Origin of the sequence: Aeromonas sp. ASNIH1 (assembly GCF_002934285.1) — a bacterium.
Classification (GTDB): domain Bacteria; phylum Pseudomonadota; class Gammaproteobacteria; order Enterobacterales; family Aeromonadaceae; genus Aeromonas; species Aeromonas caviae.
Window position 1 is genome coordinate 237711 of the sequence record NZ_CP026228.1, and the last position, 19196, is coordinate 256906.

Genomic DNA, 19196 nt, shown 5'->3' on the forward strand with positions numbered 1-19196 from the left:
AGTATGGTCTTCCGAAAATGAATGAGATATAGAGATAACTGGCAATCTATCTTCCGATTATGGAAACACTATGCACGATCCCCTGCTCTGGGACGACGCCCGCGTCTTCCTGGCCATCGCCCGCAGCGGCACCCTGAGCGGTGCCGCCCACGCCCTTCGCATGGGGGTGGCCACCGTCTCCCGGCGCCTGGACCGGCTGGAGGCGGCCCTCGGCCTGCCCCTGTTCAGCCGCCACCAGCAGGGCTATCGCCTGACCGACGACGGGGAGGCCCTGCTTGAGCGAGCCGAAGCGCTGGAACATGCGGGGCTGGCCTTTGGCGAGGCGGGGCAGTTGCAGGGACAGGTGGCCGGCACCGTGCGCCTCGCCACCGCCGAGAACCTGGCCAATCCCCTCATCATCCCCTCCCTGCCGACGCTCTTTGCCCAGCACCCCGAGCTGAGGGTGGAGCTGGTCACCGGGGTGCAGACGGTGAACCTGCACCGGCGCGATGCCGATCTCGCGGTGCGCATGGTCAAGCCCGATGCCGGCCACCTCACCCTGCGGCGCCTGGGCACCCTGGGCTTTGGCCTCTACGGGACCGGCGCCTACCTGGATGCCCGCAGCCCCGGGGTGGATGCCGCCAGCTTCGATCAGGATGACTTCATCGGCTGGAACGAAACCCAGAGCCACCTGCCCGCCGCCAGATGGATGACCCGCATGCTGCGCGGCCGCCCCTGCCGAGTGGAGACCAGCACCCTGGCGGCCCAGCTCGCCGCCGCCCAGGCCGGTCTGGGGCTCGCGGTGCTGCCCCACTACCTGGCCCGCCAGACGGATCTGGTCTGCCTGCTGCCGGAGCTCGGGGTGGATCAGCCCATCTGGCTGGTGCTCCACAGCGATCTCGCCCACTCCCGGCGGGTGCGGGCCGTGGCGGATCACCTCATCGCCCTGTTCGAGCGCGCCCGCACCGCCCTGCACCCCTTCTCGGGCGACCCCAGATAAAGCGGACCGGGTCGCATCGGGGCAAAACAAAAGGGAGTTCAACGGCTCCCTTTTATCTGCGCAGCATGGTGTGCGCGGCCTCTTCGGCGTTGTGCCCGCGGCGGGGTCACGACTCCCGGCGCCAGTGGTAGCGCCGCTCCGGGCGACCACGCTGGCCGTAGTTGAGCTCCACGTCCAGCCGATCTTCTGACTCCAGAAACTCCAGGTAGCGGCGGGCCGTGGTGCGACTCAGGGAGAGGCGCAGGGCCACGGTGTCGGTGGAGAAGGTGTTGTCCGGCTCCCCCGCCAGCAGGTCCAGCACCTGGCGCAGGGTGATGGCGTCGATCCCCTTGGGGGTTTCCCGCGCCTCCCGCCCCTGGTTGCGCGCCTTGCCCATCAGGCGGTCCAGGTCGCTCTGGGCCAGCTCCCCCGGCTCGCACAGGCGGCGATGGAGGACCAGGATCTCCTCCAGGCTCTGCTGGATGCGAAACAGCCGCAGCGGCTTGATGACGTAGTCCTGCACGCCCAGGTTGAGGGCCTGCTGTATGGTCTCCACGTCGCAGGAGGCGGTCACCATCATCACCATCACCTCCCGGTTGTAGCTGCGCAGCCGGCTCACCCACTCCAGGCCCGAGCCATCGGGCAGGGAGATGTCGACCATCAGCAAGCGGGGCTCGCTCCCCGCCATCAGGCGATCCGCCTCGGCCAGGGTGCCGGCCCGCCCCATCAGGGAGAACCCGGCCGTGGAGGAGACCAGCTCCCCCAACATGGCGCCTATCCGCTCGTCATCCTCGATAATCAGCGTGAAGATTGGCTTCATGACTTACACCAATTGGTTTTTATTCAAATAGATACCGAACAGGGTCGTCTGCTCGGCGGTGCGGCGCCATTCTATCACGCCCCCCCGCCTGGCCACCGTCTTCTTGACCAGGAAGAGGCCGACCCCGTGATCCCCGGTCTGGCGGCTGACACCGTAGTCGAACAGGTGATCCGCCAGCGCCTCGTCCACCCCCTCGCCACTGTCCTCCACCTCGATCACCAGCCGCCGCCCCAGATCATCGAGGGAGAGCAGCACCCTGGGCGCGGCGTGCTCGCGGTTCCCCCAGGCGGCGCGAATGCCGTTGTCCAGCAGGTTGCCGATGCAGGTGATGAGATCCGCCGACACCTCGGCCGGATACTCCCCGAGGGCCGACCCCGCATCCAACACCAGCTCCACCCCCAGCTCCCGCGCCCGGCTGAACTTGCCGAGGATGAGCCCGGCCACCGGCTTGTTCTCGATGACCCGCAGCAGATCCTGCAACATGTTCTGGCAAGCTTCGTTCTCCTGCTGGATGAGGTCTACCGCCTGATCCACGTGGCCGAGCTGGAGCAGACCGGAGAGGCTGCTGAGCTTGTTGGCGAATTCATGGGTCTGGATGCGCAGCATCTCGCCGTACTGGCGCAGGTGGGTCACCTGCATGCCCAGGCTGCCGGTGCCGTCTGGCCGGCTGAAGATGAGCATGCGCCCCGGCTCGCGACCGCTGAGCTCCTGCCAGTGGCCGACGAAGTCATCCCCCTGCACGGTGAACCTGACCGCCCCCCCTTGCTGCAACGTGGGCACGAGGCCAGGGGCCAGCTCCGCCAGGGAGCGGCCCAGCAGGGCGTGGCGCCCGGTGCCGGGCAGTCGCAACTGATAGAAGGCGGCGCTGTTGAGCATGGTGATCCTGTGCTGGTTGTCCAGGGACACTATCCCCTCCGAGATCCCCTCCAGCACCAGATCCTGCTGGGCGAAGCGATTGGCAATGGTCTCCGGCTCCAGATCCAGCAGGGTGCGGCGCAGCAGGTGCTGCACCCAGAGCGCCAGCAGCAGGCCGCACCCCAGCACCGCTGCGATGGCGCCGACCAGCAGGGCGATCCGCTCCTGATAGGTGCCCTCCACGGTGCGCATCAGATAACCCACCGCCACCGCACCAATGGCCTGGCCATCGGGCCCCACCACGGGAGCGAAGCAGCGGATGGCGGGGCCCAAGGTGCCCACGTCCCGGGAGCAGTAGCTCTCGCGCGATTGGAGTGCAGGCCAGATGTCCTCCCCCCGGAAGGTCTGGCCCACCAGCTCGGGTGAGGGGTGGCTCAGGCGCCTGGCATGTTCGTCGGTCACCACCATGTAGGCGGCGTCGGTGCGGCTGCAGATCCCCTGCACATAATCCCGCAGCCCGGGATCGCTCCCCTTCTCCAGGGCCTGGACCACCCGGCTGTCCGCAGCCAGCACCCGGGCCAGATCGCTCCCCTTCTCCTTCAGGTTGTTCTCCAGCAGGTGGCGCATGAAGAGGGCGAGCAGACAGCCCAGGATCAGGATCAGCAGCAGTGACAAGCCAAGCGAGAGGGTGACTAGCTGGTGGCGCAGTTTCATCGTTCAACCTTGCAGCGGACAGGAAAGCCCAGGGTGAGGGTGTCCCCCGGCCGGGTCAATGGCCAGCCTGGCGCACCTCAAAGGTGGCCACTCTAGCGCCTCCCCCGGCCGTTGTCGGTTAGCTGGCCCGCAAAGCCATATAAAAACTTAAACACCACGGCCCGGGCAAAAAACCTGAACGTGAGCTGTATCACACTATTTACTTAGCCTGCGAAATAAATATAATGCTTCGCAAGCTAAGTAATTGAGGTGCCCGTCATGAAAAAGGATCTGGAGATGTTGCGAGAACTCTCCCTCGCCGAGCAGCTGGGGCGATTGCACCGGCTCTGGCGCACCGTGGCCGATCTCGAGCTGGCACCTCTGGGGCTCACCCATCCCCGCTGGACCGCCCTGTGGAAACTCAGCCGCCTCGGCGGCCACCTCAGCCAGAAGACCCTGGCCGAGGCCCTGGAGATAGAGCTCCCCTCCCTGATGCGGACCCTGGGTCAGCTCGAGGAGCAGGGGCTGATCGAGCGCCATTGTTGCAGCCAGGACAAGCGGGCCCGCATCGTCACCCTGACCCCGGCGGGCAAGGCGCTGCTCGATCAGATCGAGGGCCGCATCATCGCCGTGCGCCGGGAGCTGCTCACCGGCATCAGCCAGCAGGAGCTGGCCCAGTTTGAAGACATTGTGCACCGCATCTCCGCCAACGCCCTCGGCAAGATAGCCGCACAGCATGAAGAGAGAGAATAAGATGACACCGGATCAACAATTCAAGCGCTGGATAAAGTGGGCCATCGTCTGCTTCGTCCTGGTGTTTGGCTACTTTCTGCTGGCCGACATCAAGATGCCCCTGACCCCCCAGGCCATGGCCACCCGGGTCGTCACCCGGATGGCCCCCCAGGTCAGCGGCAAGGTGGTCGAAGTCGCCATCGCCAACAACCAGCACGTCAAGCAGGGGGATCTGCTCTTCGCCCTCGACCCGGAACCCTTCCAGCTCGCCGTGGATCAGGCCAGGCTCGCCCTGGATCAGGCCAGGCAGCAGAACCGCCAGCTGGACGCGACCCTGACCGCCTACGAGGCGGAGTACAGCTCGCTGCGCACCCAGGCCGACCAGAAACAGCGGGAAGCGGCGCGCATCGACGCCCTTTACCGCCGTCACATGGTCTCTGAACAGCAGAAAGATGACGCCGACAGCGCCGCCCGCACCGCCCGTGCCAACCTGCTCGGCAGCCAGGCCCGGGTAGGGGAGCCCGCAGAATTCGGAAAAAATCGTACGCTAAGGTTTTCCGGGCAACCGTAGCGGCCTGAACTTCCCGTCCTCCAGCCTGCGGCTCTGCCGCCAGACGTAATCGCCGGTCAGGTTGATGTGTTCCCAGCCCAGCGGCGACAGGTATTGCAGCAACTCACCGTTCACCGGCTTGCCGACCTCGACCAACCCCTGAGTGGCGCGCTCCAGGTACACCGTGTTCCACAACACAATGGCGGCCGTCACCAGGTTCAGGCCGCTGGCCCGGTAGCGCTGCTGCTCGAAGCTCCGATCCCTGATCTCGCCGAGGCGGTTAAAGAACACCGCCCTGGCCAGGGAGTTGCGCGCTTCACCCTTGTTCAGTCCAGCATGCACGCGGCGGCGCAGTTCGACGCTTTGCAGCCAGTCGAGGATGAACAGGGTGCGTTCGATCCGGCCCAGCTCGCGCAGGGCCACGGCAAGGCCATTCTGGCGTGGATAGCTGCCGAGCTTTCGCAGCATCAGCGAGGCAGTGACGGTGCCCTGCTTGATCGAGCTGGCGAGGCGCAGGATGTCGTCCCAATGGGCGCGGACGTGCTTGATGTTCAGGGTGCCACCAACCATTGGGCGCAATGTCGGGTAGTCCTGGACGCTATTCGGCACATACAGCTTGGTTTCGCCGAGGTCGCGGATGCGCGGTGCGAAGCGGAAGCCCAGCAGGTGCATCAGGGCGAAGACGTGATCGGTGAAACCGGCCGTGTCGGTGTAGTGCTCCTCGATCCGCAAGTCGGACTCGTGGTACAGCAGGCCGTCGAGCACATAGGTGGAGTCACGCACGCCGACATTCACCACGCGGGTGCTGAACGGTGCGTACTGGTCGGAGATATGGGTGTAGAACAGTCGCCCCGGCTCGCTGCCGTACTTCGGGTTGACGTGCCCGGTGCTTTCGCCCCGGCCGCCCGCCCGGAAGCGCTGGCCATCGGAGGATGAGGTGGTGCCGTCGCCCCAGTGGGCGGCGAAGGCATGGCGGTACTGGTGGTTGACCAGCTCGGCCAGGGCCGCCGAATAGGTTTCGTCGCGGATGTGCCAGGCTTGCAGCCAGGACAGCTTGGCGTAGGTCAGGCCGGGGCTCGACTCGGCCATCTTGGTCAGCCCGAGGTTAATCGCATCGCCCAGGATTGCTGACAGCAGCAATGTCCTGTCTTTGGCCTCGGCACCGTCCTTCAGGTGGGTGAAGTGGCGGCTGAAACCCGTCCAGTCGTCCACATCCATCAGCAGTTCGGTGATCTTGATGCGCGGCAACAGCTGACTGGTCTGGTCGATCAGCGCCTGCGCGGTATTGGGCACCGCAGAATCCAGCGGGGTGATCTTCAGCCCGGACTCGGTGAGGATGGCATCGGGCAGCTCGTTGTCCTTGGCCAGCCGGGTTACGGTGGCCAACTGCTCGTCCAGCAGCTGTAAGCGCTCTTCCAGGTACTGGTCGCTGTTCGGGTTGATCGCCAGGGGCAGGGCCTGTTCCCGCTTGAGCGCGGCGAACTTCTCTGCCGGCAGCAGGTAGTCGTCGAAGTCGCGGAACTGCCGTGAACCCTTGACCCAGATGTCACCGGAGCGCAGGGCGTTCTTCAGCTCGGACAGCGCGCAGATTTCGTAGAAGCGTCGGTCGTGGCCTTCCGGGGTGATCACCAGCGGCTTCCAGCGCGGCTTGATGAAGGCGGTAGGGGCATCCGCCGGCACCTTGCGCAGGTTGTCGGCGTTCATCTCGCGCAGGGTCTGCACGGCCGCCAGCACGCCTTGCGCGGCCGGTGCAGCGCGCAGTTCCAGCACCTCCAGCAGGGCCGGCGTGTAACGGCGCAGGGTGGCGAAGTTCTCGCCGACCAGGTGTAGGTGGTCGAAGCCCTCCGGCCGGGCCAGCAGCTCGGCCTCGCTGACGCTCTCGGTGAATTCGTCCCAGGGAATCACCGCCTCGATGGCGGCGTACGGATCGCTGCCGTTTTCCTTTGCCTCCAGCAGAGCCTGGCCGATCTTCGAGTACAGGCGCACCTTGTCATTGATCGCCTTGCCCTGCTTCTGGAACTGCTGCTGATGCTTGTGCTTCGCGCCGCTGAACAGCTTGACCAGGATGCGGTCGTGCAGATCGACCAACTCATCAATCACAGTCGCGGTGCTCTCCAGCACTACGGCGGCCAGGGTCGCGTAGCGCCGCTGCGGCTCGAACTTGCCAAGGTCTTTGGGCGTCATCTGCCCCCCTTCGCGGGCCAGCTTGAGCAGGCGGTTCTGGTGGATGTGCCGGCCCAGCCCTTCGGGCAAGTCCACCAGCTGAAATGTCTTCAGCCGCTCGATGTGCTTAAGCATGTGCCGAGAGTTGGGTTTCAGCGGTGCCTGGCGCAGCCAGGTCAACCAGGTGATGCTGCTGCCGGCCTTGAGCTTCAGCAGTTCGTCCAGCTTGGCACGGTGCGAGTCCGTGAGTGGTTCGACCAGGGCGCGGTAGACCCGCCGATTAGCCCGCGCAATGGCCTCCGAGCAGGCCCGATCAATTACGCTCAGCGCCGGCAGGATGCGCCGCTTCTGCCGCAGGCTCTCCAGAGCCTGGCTGGCCAGCAGCAAGCCCTTGTCGGTCTGCTGGGCCAACTCGGTCAGCTCGCGCACGAGGTTGCGGAAGTCGGACAGGCCAAACGGGGCCAGTTGCAGGTAGGTGCGCAGTTCATGGGCGTGCTCGCGGCGGGTCACGTCGCGTTCGCCGTACTTCGCCCAACTCGCCGGGTCGGCCTGAACCTGCTTGGCCACCCACAGGATGACCGGCTCGGGCGGCTCGCTGTCGGTGCCCAACGCATAGCCGGGGTAGCGCAGCAGGCTGAGCTGCACCGCGAAGCCTAGGCGGTTGGCGTCGCCGCGCCGCTGGCGGATCAGCGACAGGTCGGAGTCGTTGAAGGTGTAGTAGCGGATCATGTCATCCTGGCTTTCTGGCAACGCAAGCAGGGTGTCCCGCTCCGTGGCCGAGAGGATCAAGCGACGCGGCATGTATCAGTCGTCCGTGCGGAGGTACTGGTAGAGGGTTTCCCGGCTGATGTTGAACTCGCGGGCAAGCTGCGCCTTGGGCTCGCCGGCCGTCGCTCGCTGCCGCAGGGTAGCAGCCTGCTCATCGGACAGGGCTTTCTTGCGGCCTCGGTACGCGCCACGCTGCTTGGCCAAGGCGATACCCTCACGCTGCCGCTCGCGGATCAGGGCGCGCTCGAACTCGGCGAAGGCACCCATCACCGACAGCATGAGGTTGGCCATCGGCGAGTCCTCGCCGGTGAAGACTAGGCCCTCTTTCAGGAATTCGATACGCACGCCGCGCTGGGTCAGCTTCTGCACAAGGCGGCGCAGGTCATCGAGGTTGCGCGCCAGGCGATCCATGCTGTGCACTACCACGGTGTCACCTTCGCGGACGAAGCTCAGCAGCGCTTCGAGCTGGGGGCGCTGAGTGTCCTTGCCCGAGGCCTTGTCGGTGAACACCTTGCTCACCTCGGTCTCCTCCAGCTGGCGTTCCGGGTTCTGGTCGAAGCTGCTGACCCGGACGTAGCCAATGCGATGTCCCTGCACGCCTACTGCTCCGCCGAGAAATGGCGCTCGGGCCAACGCCAACGGCGGATGCGCTCCCACAACACTTTGCCGCCAATCCCAACATCGTTCTTGTCGGGATCGAGATTGAGTAACAATGCCAGTCGAGCGATCGCGCTCTGCATCGGGTACATGTTCCCGTAGCCAGCGATCTTTCGCAGGATTTCATTCTCGCTCTTCTCTAACTCTTCGGGAGTATTGAAGGTGGTGGCATAGTCAGTGATCACTGCTGAAGCGGCATCCAAGGCGCTGTAGGTTTCTCGAAGCACTTCGAGCACTTCATGAGTGAGTGCCCCCAGCTCGACTTGGGTTCCATCCGGCAAGGTGGCGATCCCCTTCTCGAAAAAGATCACCCCGTCACGTAGATAAAGTGCCTGGAGGGCATCTACCCCAACGAACGACGGCGCGTCCTGGTCTACCGCAGGCCTGCCGAGAATGTGGCAATGCAAATGCAGGCTCGCGGCTCGAAGCAAACGCCGCGCCTCGGGAGTTGGTGGATTTATCCAAGGGTCTGCCTGCTCCCGCCGCCAGACAACCGTTCCCCACCACAGCCCGGCGACTACCAACCCTAATCCAACCCATAGAAAGGTCATCAGAACAACTCCGCGTTGAAGGTGAGCAAGGGGGCTAAGTGCACTTTCTGTTCCGTTGCGCCTCAAGCCCTGCTTTTGTCAGGCTGAAATCTATGACCTTTGCGGGCATGTGTCAAAGAATGCGAAAGAAGACTCTATTCTGACGGAGCTGCGCGGTTCTGCCTGACATCCAGTTAGGGTATAGCCTAGATTGACATGCGCGATGCAACCCTTAACTTGCTTGCACCTATCGTTTCCATGCTAGCTTTATCGTAACGCTCAAGAAATTGGGCTTAATGCCGAAAACAATAAAATAAAACAGCCAACCCTTGAGGTTCTTATGCGCCAGAATTTACCAGTGACGGGTCGAAACTTAGAACTCCCAAAAGATGCCAATATTCTTTCGACTACCTCCCCTCAAAGCCATATCACGTACGTTAATCCTGACTTCATTAAAATCAGTGGTTTCACTGAGGAAGAACTATTAGGCCAGCCTCACAACATCGTAAGACACCCAGATATGCCGCCTGCTGCATTTGAGCATATGTGGAGTACATTAAAATCTGGCCGCTCATGGATGGGGCTAGTAAAAAATCGCTGTAAAAATGGCGACCACTATTGGGTAAGTGCTTATGTAACGCCAATAGCTAAGAATGGTTCGATTGTTGAATACCAGTCTGTAAGGACCAAGCCTGAACCTGAGCAGGTTTTGGCTGCGGAAAAATTATATGCTCAATTGAGAAGCGGGAAGGCCGCGAGGCCGAAATTGGCTGCTAGCTTTTCCGTGAAAATACTCTTGCTCATATGGGGTAGTATTATATCAAGCGCAATGGCTGCCGGCATGCTTACTGATACATCAATAAGCAGCTTATTGTTAGCCACTTTAATGTCAGGAAGCTTAAGCTCTGTTAGTGTTTTGGCTATTCTCTCTCCTCTTGGAAGACTGGTTGAAAGAGCCAGGAATATTTCCAATAACCCATTAAGTCAATCCCTCTACACTGGGCGCACCGATGAGTTTGGCCAAATAGAGTTTGCTTTACGAATGATGCAAGCTGAAACAGGCGCCATAGTAGGTCGCATAGGTGATGCATCAAATCGGCTTAGCGAACACACCCGAGGCCTACTAAAGGATATTGAGTCAAGCAATGTACTTACAGTTGAGCAGCAGGCAGAGACAGATCAAATAGCAACGGCAGTAAACCAAATGGTGGCAAGCATTCAAGAGGTTGCGAGCAATGCACAGCATGCTGCAGATGCGGCCGGAAGAGCAGACACTGAGACGGCATCTGGCCAGCGTCTGGTAGCCTACACAAGCCAGTCAATCACTGCCCTTGAAGGTGAAATTAGGCAAGCCGCTCAGGTTATTCATGAGCTTGAAGGTCAAAGTAACGAGATATCAAAAGTTCTTGACGTTATACGAGGGATCGCCGAGCAAACGAATTTGTTGGCACTCAACGCAGCAATTGAGGCCGCACGTGCTGGTGAGCAGGGGCGTGGTTTTGCTGTTGTCGCCGATGAGGTTCGCAGTCTTGCTGCTCGCACACAGCAATCGACAACGGATATTCAAAGCATGATCAGCGCTCTACAAGAGCGAGCGCAATCCGCTGTTACAGTCATGGAGCAAAGTAGTCGGCAAGCGCACACGAGTGTAGCTCACGCAGAGGAAGCAGCTACAGCTCTTGATGGAATTGGCCAACGCGTTAACGAAATTACCGACATGAACGCGCAAATAGCGACTGCGGTCGAGCAGCAGGGAGCAGTAAGTGAAGACATAAACCGCAGTATTATCAATATACGCGATGCTGCTGATACCAATGTACAGACCGGGCAGAATAATTTGCAAAGTGCGAAATCTGTCGCTCAGTTAACTAGCGCTCTGAGCGAACTGGCAAAACAGTTTTGGGAAAAACGAGGATAACGCTTTTCAGTATCTCGACAGGGATAACTTACTTTACCATCGGTTATCCCTTTTAGCCGCACAAATTTTAGCCATGGCTTTTCAGGAAGTCAGGGCTATCAGAATGGCCTTAGAAAGCCTAAATAGCTGTTCCGAATAGTAGATCACCGGAGGAAGGGAACTCAGTCCAGTTTGTGCGATCTGATTAGTCGCTAAACAAAACAAGCCACACCCAAAGGACTGAGTTGATGCCTATCCTACCACCTCTGCCACGACCACAACGGCGCCGCATTCACAAAATCATCCATGCCACCCGTGATAAAGGACATGCTCGTCGCTTGATGGCCATCTTGCTGTTACATGAAGGACGCACGATCACCGATGTTCATCACCTTACCGGCGCTGCGCGCTCGACCATCGGTCGTTGGCTTCGGTGGTATCGAGATGAAGGCATAGATGCGCTAGAAGCCTTACCGGCTGGCCGTGCCCCAGTCTTACCTATCGCCAAGATTGTCACCCTACTGGTGCTGCTCATGCAGTTTTCTCCGCAAGATTTTGGTTATCAGCGCAGCCGTTGGTGTACTGAACTATTGGCTATAAAAATCAATCGGTTAACAGGGCTCAATGTGGCAGCCTCCACGCTCCGCCGATGGTTACCTCGTATGGGCATTGTCTGGCGCAGGCCCGTGCCGACCTTGCGGATAAAAGACCCAGCCTATCAGGAAAAAATGGCGAATATCGACGCCGCGCTGGCCCGCTGTGATGCCGATAATCCGGTGTTTTATGAGGATGAAGTCGATATAGACCTCAATCCCAAATTAGGAGCCGACTGGATGTTCAGAGCGCAGCAAAAGCGGGTTGTCACACCGGGGCAGAATGCCAAGCATTATCTGGCAGGCGTTCTCCACGCAGGCAACGGAAGGGTACTTTACGTCAGCGGGATCAAGAAAAACTCATCGCTGTTTATTGCCATGCTGGAAAAGCTGCGCCACCACTACCGACGAGCCAAAACCATCACGTTGATCCTCGATAACTACATCATTCACAAAAGCAAACAGACCGAGCGATGGTTGAAGAAGAATCCCAAGTTCTGCCTGGTGTTCCAGCCAGTTTACAGCCCTTGGGTTAATCACATAGAACGGCTATGGCACAAGTTACATGAAACCATCACGCGCAATCATCAATGCAGAGGGATGGCAAACCTGCTGGCCCGAGTGAAACACTTCATGGATACCGTGTCTCCTTTCCCGGGGAATGGCTATGGCACAGCGAAGGTGTAGCACTATTGGGATCAGTTATTTAGTCAAAGAGCTGTCACGAGAACACCGTTAGCTTAGCGTACGATTTTTTCCGAATTCTGCGGTTCCCCCGGGTAGAGCAGGCCCGCGTCAACCGCGGCTTGCCAGGGGAAGACAACCTGCTGCTGCGCCAGGCCCGCAACCGCCTCGCCCAGGCCGAGCTCAACCTCGCCTACAGCCGGGTTCATGCGAGCCAGGACGGCATCATCACCAACCTGCAGCTCAAGCCTGGCAGCGTGGCCAATGCGGGCTCCCCCCTGCTGGCCCTGGTCTCCGAGCAGGTGGACGTGATCGCCGATTTTCGCGAGAAGAGCCTGCGCCACGTCAGCGCCGGCAGTCAGGCCCTCGTCGCCTTCGACGGCGAGCCCGGTCGTCTCTATCCTGCCCGCGTCGCCAGCCTGGATGCCGGGGTCAGCGCCGGCCAGTTTGACGCCAACGGCCAGCTTGCAAACCCCGTCGAGTCCGATCGCTGGGTGCGCGATGCCCAGCGCCTGCGCCTGCACCTGACCCTGGAGCAACTGCCCGCCCACCTGCCGGCCGGGGCTCGCGCCACGGTGCAGCTGCTGCCGGACAACACCCTGACCGGGCTGCTGGCCCGCGGCCAGATCCGTCTGCTCAGCCTGCTGCACTACATCTATTGAGATGATGACCATGAACCTGTGGCACAGACCCCTCACCCCCAACGAACTGCGCCAGTGTCTGCGCATCGCCTTTGGCTGCACCCTGGGGTTTGTGCTGTGCAAAATCTTCGGCTGGAGCAACGGGGTCTTCTTCACCGTCACCCCGGTGCTGCTGCTCGGCCTGGTGCCGGTGATGAACGGTCACGCCGCCCGCCAGCTCATCGCCTCCGCCGCCATGTGCGGTCTGGAAGTGGGGCTGCTCGGCGGCCTGTTTGGCGGCCACCCGGGGCTCATGACCCCCCTGGTCTTTTTGCTCTTCCTCTACCGTTTCGCCGCCATGTCCCGGGGCAGCCTGTTCCTGTTCGGTGCCAACGGGGTGCTCAGCCTCAGCATCATGCTGCACTTTGCCAGCTACCCCGGGATTGATCTGAACGACCTCATCTTCAGCAACCTCTGGGCCAGCGTCCTGTCGGTGCTCATCGCCTATCTGATGACGGCCCTCATTCCGGACGTGGAGGAGTGCCCCAGGCCGGCCCCCTCCCCCAAGGCGCCGCACCGGATGCGCCACGAGGCCCTGCTGGGGGCAAGCATCGCCACCCTGTCGTTTCTGGTGTTCCAGATCTTCGATCTGCGCGACTCCATGTCGGCCCAGGCCACCACCTTGCTGCTGCTCTTCCCCATGCACTGGAACGGCGCCCTGGGCTATGCCCGCAAGCGGGCCATGGGCACCCTGCTCGGGGTCAGCTTCGGCCTGGTCGGCCAGCTGGTGCTCTACGACTGGTCAGGGCAACTGCTGCTCGTCACCCCGCTGCTCTGGCTCGGGGCAATGCTGTTCAGCCATGCCCACGTGAAGGAGGCGAGCGGCTCCGGCGTCGGCTTCGGCGCCCTCACCACCCTCGGCATCCTGTTCGGCCAGTACCTGACGCCGGGCAATGATCTGGTGTTCAGCGCCCTCTACCGGGTGAGCAGCATCCTCTTTGCCATCGTCGTCACCCTGCTGGCCTGCTACCTCCTCCATCGCCTGCTCAACCACTTCGAGGCGACCCGCTTCGGCCATTGACCCTTTTCTGCAGCCAAAGGACGGCTCCCTTTCGCCCCGCTTGCCTGCCGGGGCGTTTTTTTGTTTGACGATGACTCCAGCCCGGTACTTCGCTGGACTGCGCCGTAGCTCGATGAAGCAGGTTTATCAAGGACTTACGCGCGTCCATCATATGCCGGTGCTTTCTGAAACTTGACCCGGTTTTCCCTCGCGCCGCTCCTATCTGGCTCTTGGAATTCGGGTCGTTCCAAGGAGTCATCATGGCGAAGATCAAGCTCACCAAGACCGCCGTAGAGTCGGCGCAACCCCAGGCCAAGGACATCGAACTACGGGATACCGTGGTGCCGGGTTTCCTCTGCAAGATTACCCCGAAGGGCCGTCGGGTGTTCATGCTCCAGTACCGCACGAACTCCGGGCAGCCCCGCAAGCCCTCGCTGGGCCTGTTCGGGGAACTGACCGTGGAGCAGGCCCGCGTCATGGCGCAGGACTGGCTGGCCGAGGTTCGCCGAGGCGGCGACCCCGGCGGCGCCAAGGCCGAGGCGCGCAAGGCGCCCACGGTCGAAGCGCTGTGCAAGAAGTTCATGGAGGACTACTCCAAGAAGCGCAACAAGCCGAGCACGCAGCGCGGCTATCAGGCCGTCATCGACCGCTGCATCGTCCCGCTGATCGGCCGCAAGAAGGTGCAGGACGTGAAGCGGCCCGACATTGCCGGGCTGATGGAGAAACTGGCCTACAAGCCCGCCGAGGCGAACAACGCCTTCGGCGTGCTGCGCAAGATGTTCAACCTGGCCGAAGTGTGGGGCTACCGCCCGGACGGCACGAACCCGTGCCGCCACGTCCCGATGTACCCGCCCGGCGAGGAAACCCGGCTCATCGTGGACGACGAACTGGCGCTGATCTTCCGCCAGTTGGAGAAGCTGGAGGCGGAAGGACTGGAGAACTACGTCATCCCGCTGGCGATTCGCCTGCAATTCGAGTTCGCCGGCCGCCGCTCCGAAATCTGCATGCTTGAATGGGATTGGGTCGATCTGGAGAACCGGCGCGTGGTCTGGCCCGACAGCAAGACCGGCGGCCTCTCCAAGCCCATGAGCGCGGAAGCCTATCGACTGTTCTCGACGGCACCGCGCCGAGAAGGTTGCCCCTACGTCCTGCCTTCGCCCAACGACCCGACCAAGCACCTGACCTTTGGCGAGCACTATGGCGGATGGTGCCGGGTGCTCAAGGCAGCCGGCGTCCCACACGTCGGCACGCACGGCATCCGCCACCGCTCCACGACCGACATTGCCAATTCGGGAGTGCCGACCAAGGTAGGCATGAAGCTGACGGGCCACAAGACCGTGGCGATGTTCATGCACTACGTCCACACCGAGGACAAGCCGGTGCGGGATGCTGCCGAACTGGTGGCGAGTCGGCGGCAGGCCATCACGGGCGCGCGGCGCCCTGCGGAGGCCACGGCATGAGCAAGAGGACGCTTTCGGTGGCGCCCCCCGCTGCCTTGGCGGCCGACTATCCCCGTTCCGCAATTTCCGAGACAGTGTCTGGGAAATTCGGCCTCGCCGAGCTGGCCAAGGTCTTCACGCTGCCGTGGTCGGCCTATGCGCTGCTGATTTCGGTCAAGGATGCCCGCGGATCGGTGGCCGGCATCCCGTCCAGTCGGCTCCGATTGTCGTGCCGGCGTCACGACAATCGGGCGGGCCATCCCTTCTATCTAGGTGCTACACCGGAGACTGGAAAAGTATGCCCGTTTCGGGTATAGTTTGGAGGTCGAAATGACGGTCATCCTCAAGCGCAAGGACTTTGCACGCTGGCAGTCGGGCGAGAAGCTGTCCGATGCCGCGTTGTGCAAGGCGGTTCAGGAGATGGAAAGCGGTCTGATCGACGCGGACTTGGGCGGCTCCCTCTACAAGAAGCGGGTGGCCCGCCCCGGTGGTGGTAAAAGCGGCGGCTACCGCACACTGGTATCGGCCAGGATCGGCAGCCGCTACGTGTTCCTGCATGGGTTCCCGAAGAACGACAAGGCGAACATCACGCAGGACGAGAAGAAGGCGCTGCAATTCGCCGGCAAAGCGTTCTTGCAACTGTCCGGGGAAACGTTATCGAAGGCGTTGCAGTCGGGCGTGTTATTGGAGGTGCATTGTGAGCAAGATCATTGAATCCCTGCGTGACGACCTGGCCACGCTTCATGAAGTGGGTGCGATCAGCAAGGTGACGATGCGCGAGTTCGACGCGATCTGCCCGCCGCCAGTGCGGGAGTTTGGCGCCGAGGACATTAGGCGCCTACGGGAGACGCTGAAATTCAGCCAGCCGGTGTTCGCGCATCACCTGCACACCTCGGCCTCGACCGTGCGCAAGTGGGAGCAAGGTGAAACCCGACCCGCTGGCCCGGCGCTGAAGCTGCTCAACATCATCGCCGACAAGGGGCTCCGGGCGATCCTTTGATTGATCTGCGTTTTCTGCCATAACCACCTAATTTCAGTTACGATCTTTTACGCTATCAAAACGTCGATGGAGGTGACAGATGGCAGAGAAAAGGAACGTGTTTATCAGCCATGTCCATAAGGACGATCATGGGCTCCAAAAGCTCAAAGATCTGCTGGCTCCGAAAGGGATGGATGTAAGGGACTCCTCCATCCATACAGGAAAGTTCAACAACGCCACGGATGAGCATTACATCAAGACGCAGATTCTGGCCCCAGCGATAAACTGGGCGGGCGTATTTATTTGCTACGTCTCACCCCAGACGAAAGATAGCGACTGGGTGACCTGGGAAATCGAATATGCAGCCAAGCAAGGCAAACGTATTGTTGGCATCTGGGAGCATGGTGAGAAGGAATGCGACATTCCTGAGGCACTGAAAGAATACGCCGATGCCTTGGTCGGCTGGAATGGTGACTCAATCATTGATGCGATCAACGGAAAAGATACATGGGAAAAACCCGACGGTGGCGCCTGTGATCCGGTTCCTCTGAAAAGGCATCCCTGCTGATGGCACGTGTCCACTCCTACGTGGTGCGGTACGACAGTGGTTTCGCACCCAATCCCTTTTACGAATACTGCACGCTTGCAACCTGCAAGCCAAATATCCGCAAGGGCGCTGACATCGGTGATTGGGTGGTAGGCAGTGGCAGCAATGATCGAAGTGTTCGGCGAGGCGGGTATCTGGTTTATGCGATGCAAGTCACCGAAACGATGACATTTGATGAATATGGGGCAGATCCACGGTTTGAATCTAAAAAGCCCTATCGCAACGGTAGTCGGAAGCAAAGTTGCGGGGACAATATCTACTTCAGAGCCGCACCAGCGGCCGTCTGGCAGCAACGAGATTCCTTTCACTCTCGCCCCGATGGTTCACTTAATCCTGATCACGTCACTCGCGACACGGGTGTAAACAGGGTTCTCATCAGCAATGACTTCGTGTACTTCGGAGGAGAGGGGCCGGAGTTCCCGGAAGAGCTAAAAGACCAGCAAGGCCGGTCTCTATGCAAAACAGGAATAGGTCTAACTACTTTTGACGATCCAAAACTGATTGCGAACCTAGAGCAATGGGTTCGTAGCTTTGGGCTGAATGGATATCAGGGCGCTCCATTCGAATGGCTGACGCTTCGGAGGTAACCGATGCACAAGGAAGGTTCTCTGCTGCTTTCGGACTACGCTTCGGAAATTGCAGCTACGGATGTACTCAGTCCAACCGATTTCAATCCTGTCCTTCAAGGGCTTTATGGGGAAGTCGGTGGAATAATGTCTACTGTCAAAAAACATGTCCGGGAAAAATCTGCGTACCCTGGTTTCAGAAGGGCGGCGGAAGAAGAATTCGGTGATACGCTTTGGTATTTGGCTGCGATCTGCCGGCGCATGCAAGCTCCACTTGAAGATATCTTTGCCGAGGCGGCGAATCACGGGAACTTCAAGAACATAGGGGCAGCAAGCGACATAGCCGAAGGTGCATTCGCTTACATCGCCATGCCTGTGGCGGCCCCTGCGTCGTTGGACATTACCTTGGTACGCTTGGGGCAGGCGGCCGCAGCTCTGCTGGGAAGTGGGCCTGCGCGCAATGACGTGGTCACCTTCGCGCGAGCCTATCTCGATGCAATCCATGCCGCAGAGTTGGCGTTCTCGGACGTAGCGCGGGGGAACCTCCGGAAAGCTAGGGGTGCATTCTTGGAGCCACAGGCGGTTGACCTGATTGGCCTTGATTTCGATAGCGAGTTTGGAATAGAAGAGCAGCTCCCTAGAGAGTTCAAGATCCGAGTCAATCAACGCGGTAGCGGCAAAAGCTATCTCCAATGGAATGGCGTATTCATAGGTGATCCCCTGACCGACAACATCGCTGACCGAGATGGCTACCGATTTCATGATGTTTTCCATTTTGCATATGCAGCCATCTTGCATTGGTCACCTGTAATACGGGCATTGATCAAGCACAAGCGAAAGAGCCAGTCCAAATATGATGAAGAGCAAGACAGCGGCCGGGCAATCGTCGTTGAGGAAGGGCTTACGGCATGGATTTTCTCTAGAGCCAAGGAATTAAACTATTTTGAGAATCAAGAAAAGGTTTCCCTTGGGATTCTCAAAACCATTGAAGAGTTTGTGAGTGGCTATGAGGTTGAGAAGTGCCCGCTAAAGCTTTGGGAAAAAGCCATCATGGACGGATATTCCGTATTCCGTCAAATCAAGAAAAATCAAGGCGGCTGGATCATCGGCAACCGAAAAGAACGCACCCTACAATATATGCCGCTTGAGTCTTAAGAATGAAAATCCACCCCTTTGTTGAATCAGTTTCCTCGCTGCAATTTGAGGACTGCTTCAATCCTTATTCTGATCGCTGTGAAGTTCATGATCGTCGAGACGCGCCCCGCCGCCGCGCCGCCGCACTTTCCGCATTATTGCGTCGCGCTTCAGAGGAGCCTGTAGATGCGATTTGGATCGGTCGAGATTTGGGGTATCGCGGAGGCCGCCGAACTGGGTTGGCCCTGACTGACGATGTTCACATGAGCCAACATGCCAAACGTTGGAATGTCGATCTGGCTCCAGAACGGCCCACAGTCGGCAATGCCGTAGCCGAGCGAACCGCTGCGGTTATATGGGGAATGCTAGAGCACATTGATGCTCGCATCTTTCTCTGGAATGTTTTCCCACTTCACCCTCATGAATCAGGGGATCCGTTCACCAACCGGCAACACAACGCCCGTGAAAGGCGAGCCGGCGAAGAGCTACTACAACAGCTCATCGTTCTGCTTCGTCCCTCGCGCATCGTCGCCATCGGCAACGATGCTGCCGCAGCCGCTCATCGAATCACGGATAGCGTGCCTGTTATCTGCGTGAGGCATCCGAGCTATGGCGGACAGACGCAGTTTCAAGGGCAAATCTCTGAACTGTATGGACATCCAATGAAGACTGGATCGCTGTTCTGACGAATTGCTCCAGCATTTTAGCGAGCGGATACCGCCCCTTCTATCCAACTCGCCAGGTTTTCACTGATGCAGCGACTGAAAGAGGCTCTGACGCTGGTGGAGGTGCGCACACTGGATCACGTCGTTGTGGCCGGGCAGGAAACAACTTCATTTGCAGAGCGAGGGCTATTGTGAACCGAGGGGGCTGCACAGGCGGCCCCATTTT

Annotated in this window: 18 protein-coding genes and 2 pseudogenes; 15 read left to right on the forward strand and 5 right to left on the reverse strand. The window is 60.2% G+C overall.

The genetic code is table 11. The features are described 5' to 3' along the window. The first annotated feature begins 70 nt into the window (after positions 1–70). Positions 71–979, forward strand: coding sequence for a LysR family transcriptional regulator (locus C2U37_RS01055; protein ID WP_104451730.1), 909 nt, complete (start codon positions 71–73; stop codon positions 977–979). A 106-nt stretch (positions 980–1085) separates the two neighbouring features. Here C2U37_RS01055 and C2U37_RS01060 read toward each other — a convergent pair whose 3' ends face one another. After that, positions 1086–1778 (reverse strand): response regulator, encoded by a 693-nt coding sequence (locus C2U37_RS01060; protein ID WP_010673461.1) that lies wholly within the window; start codon positions 1776–1778, stop codon positions 1086–1088. A gap of 3 nt (positions 1779–1781) precedes the next feature. Further along, a complete protein-coding gene (locus C2U37_RS01065) occupies positions 1782–3347 on the reverse strand; it encodes an ATP-binding protein (protein WP_104451731.1) in 1566 nt (521 codons plus the stop codon). Between the two features lie 258 nt (positions 3348–3605). Here C2U37_RS01065 and slyA point away from each other — a divergent pair, with 258 nt between their 5' ends. Next, positions 3606–4079 (forward strand): transcriptional regulator SlyA, encoded by a 474-nt coding sequence (gene slyA / locus C2U37_RS01070; protein WP_010673459.1) that lies wholly within the window; start codon positions 3606–3608, stop codon positions 4077–4079. Between the two features lies 1 nt (position 4080). Further along, positions 4081–4572 (forward strand): annotated as a pseudogene (locus tag C2U37_RS01075) (HlyD family secretion protein); the annotation flags it as partial. Between the two features lie 33 nt (positions 4573–4605). On the opposite strand, the gene C2U37_RS01080 reads toward C2U37_RS01075, so the two are convergent. Genes C2U37_RS01080 through C2U37_RS01090 form a run of 3 tightly spaced genes read right to left on the reverse strand, consistent with a single transcriptional unit; the run spans position 4606 to position 8747 of the window. Continuing rightward, positions 4606–7572, reverse strand: coding sequence for a Tn3 family transposase (locus tag C2U37_RS01080; RefSeq protein ID WP_011005944.1), 2967 nt, complete (start codon positions 7570–7572; stop codon positions 4606–4608). A 3-nt stretch (positions 7573–7575) separates the two neighbouring features. Next, the gene (locus C2U37_RS01085; protein ID WP_014003957.1) at positions 7576–8136 is read right to left on the reverse strand and encodes a recombinase family protein; all 561 of its coding nucleotides are present in this window, start codon (positions 8134–8136) and stop codon (positions 7576–7578) included. A 2-nt stretch (positions 8137–8138) separates the two neighbouring features. Beyond that, complete coding sequence (locus tag C2U37_RS01090) at positions 8139–8747, reverse strand: hypothetical protein (RefSeq protein WP_014003956.1); 609 nt, start codon at positions 8745–8747, stop codon at positions 8139–8141. 319 nt (positions 8748–9066) lie between these two features. Here C2U37_RS01090 and C2U37_RS01095 point away from each other — a divergent pair, with 319 nt between their 5' ends. From C2U37_RS01095 to C2U37_RS01150, 12 genes and pseudogenes are all read left to right on the forward strand, one after another. Next, complete coding sequence (locus C2U37_RS01095; protein ID WP_103243957.1) at positions 9067–10644, forward strand: methyl-accepting chemotaxis protein; 1578 nt, start codon at positions 9067–9069, stop codon at positions 10642–10644. Between the two features lie 227 nt (positions 10645–10871). After that, positions 10872–11903, forward strand: a complete 1032-nt coding sequence (locus C2U37_RS01100) for an IS630-like element ISAhy2 family transposase (protein ID WP_001809438.1) — start codon at positions 10872–10874, stop codon at positions 11901–11903. Between the two features lie 89 nt (positions 11904–11992). Then, positions 11993–12562: pseudogene (locus tag C2U37_RS01105) on the forward strand (HlyD family secretion protein); the annotation flags it as partial. Positions 12563–12572: 10 nt separating this feature from the next. Beyond that, on the forward strand, positions 12573–13601 hold the full coding sequence (locus tag C2U37_RS01110; RefSeq protein WP_043152455.1) for a DUF2955 domain-containing protein: 1029 nt from the start codon (positions 12573–12575) through the stop codon (positions 13599–13601). 239 nt (positions 13602–13840) lie between these two features. After that, positions 13841–15040, forward strand: coding sequence for a tyrosine-type recombinase/integrase (locus C2U37_RS01115; protein WP_028240170.1), 1200 nt, complete (start codon positions 13841–13843; stop codon positions 15038–15040). A gap of 309 nt (positions 15041–15349) precedes the next feature. Then, positions 15350–15733 (forward strand): type II toxin-antitoxin system RelE/ParE family toxin, encoded by a 384-nt coding sequence (locus C2U37_RS01120; protein WP_028240169.1) that lies wholly within the window; start codon positions 15350–15352, stop codon positions 15731–15733. Then, complete coding sequence (locus C2U37_RS01125) at positions 15717–16019, forward strand: helix-turn-helix domain-containing protein (RefSeq protein WP_028240168.1); 303 nt, start codon at positions 15717–15719, stop codon at positions 16017–16019. The genes C2U37_RS01120 and C2U37_RS01125 overlap by 17 nt, the downstream gene beginning before the upstream one ends. Before the next feature lie 79 nt (positions 16020–16098). Continuing rightward, positions 16099–16566 (forward strand): TIR domain-containing protein, encoded by a 468-nt coding sequence (locus tag C2U37_RS01130; protein ID WP_028240167.1) that lies wholly within the window; start codon positions 16099–16101, stop codon positions 16564–16566. Continuing rightward, on the forward strand, positions 16566–17192 hold the full coding sequence (locus C2U37_RS01135) for a hypothetical protein (protein WP_033045760.1): 627 nt from the start codon (positions 16566–16568) through the stop codon (positions 17190–17192). Before C2U37_RS01130 ends, C2U37_RS01135 begins: the two co-directional genes overlap by 1 nt. Before the next feature lie 3 nt (positions 17193–17195). Continuing rightward, a complete protein-coding gene (locus tag C2U37_RS01140; protein WP_028240166.1) occupies positions 17196–18326 on the forward strand; it encodes a nucleoside triphosphate pyrophosphohydrolase family protein in 1131 nt (376 codons plus the stop codon). A 2-nt stretch (positions 18327–18328) separates the two neighbouring features. Next, on the forward strand, positions 18329–18991 hold the full coding sequence (locus C2U37_RS01145; protein ID WP_071534888.1) for a uracil-DNA glycosylase: 663 nt from the start codon (positions 18329–18331) through the stop codon (positions 18989–18991). Positions 18992–19057: 66 nt separating this feature from the next. Continuing rightward, on the forward strand, positions 19058–19165 hold the full coding sequence (locus C2U37_RS01150; RefSeq protein ID WP_199770497.1) for a JAB domain-containing protein: 108 nt from the start codon (positions 19058–19060) through the stop codon (positions 19163–19165). Positions 19166–19196: the final 31 nt, after the last annotated feature.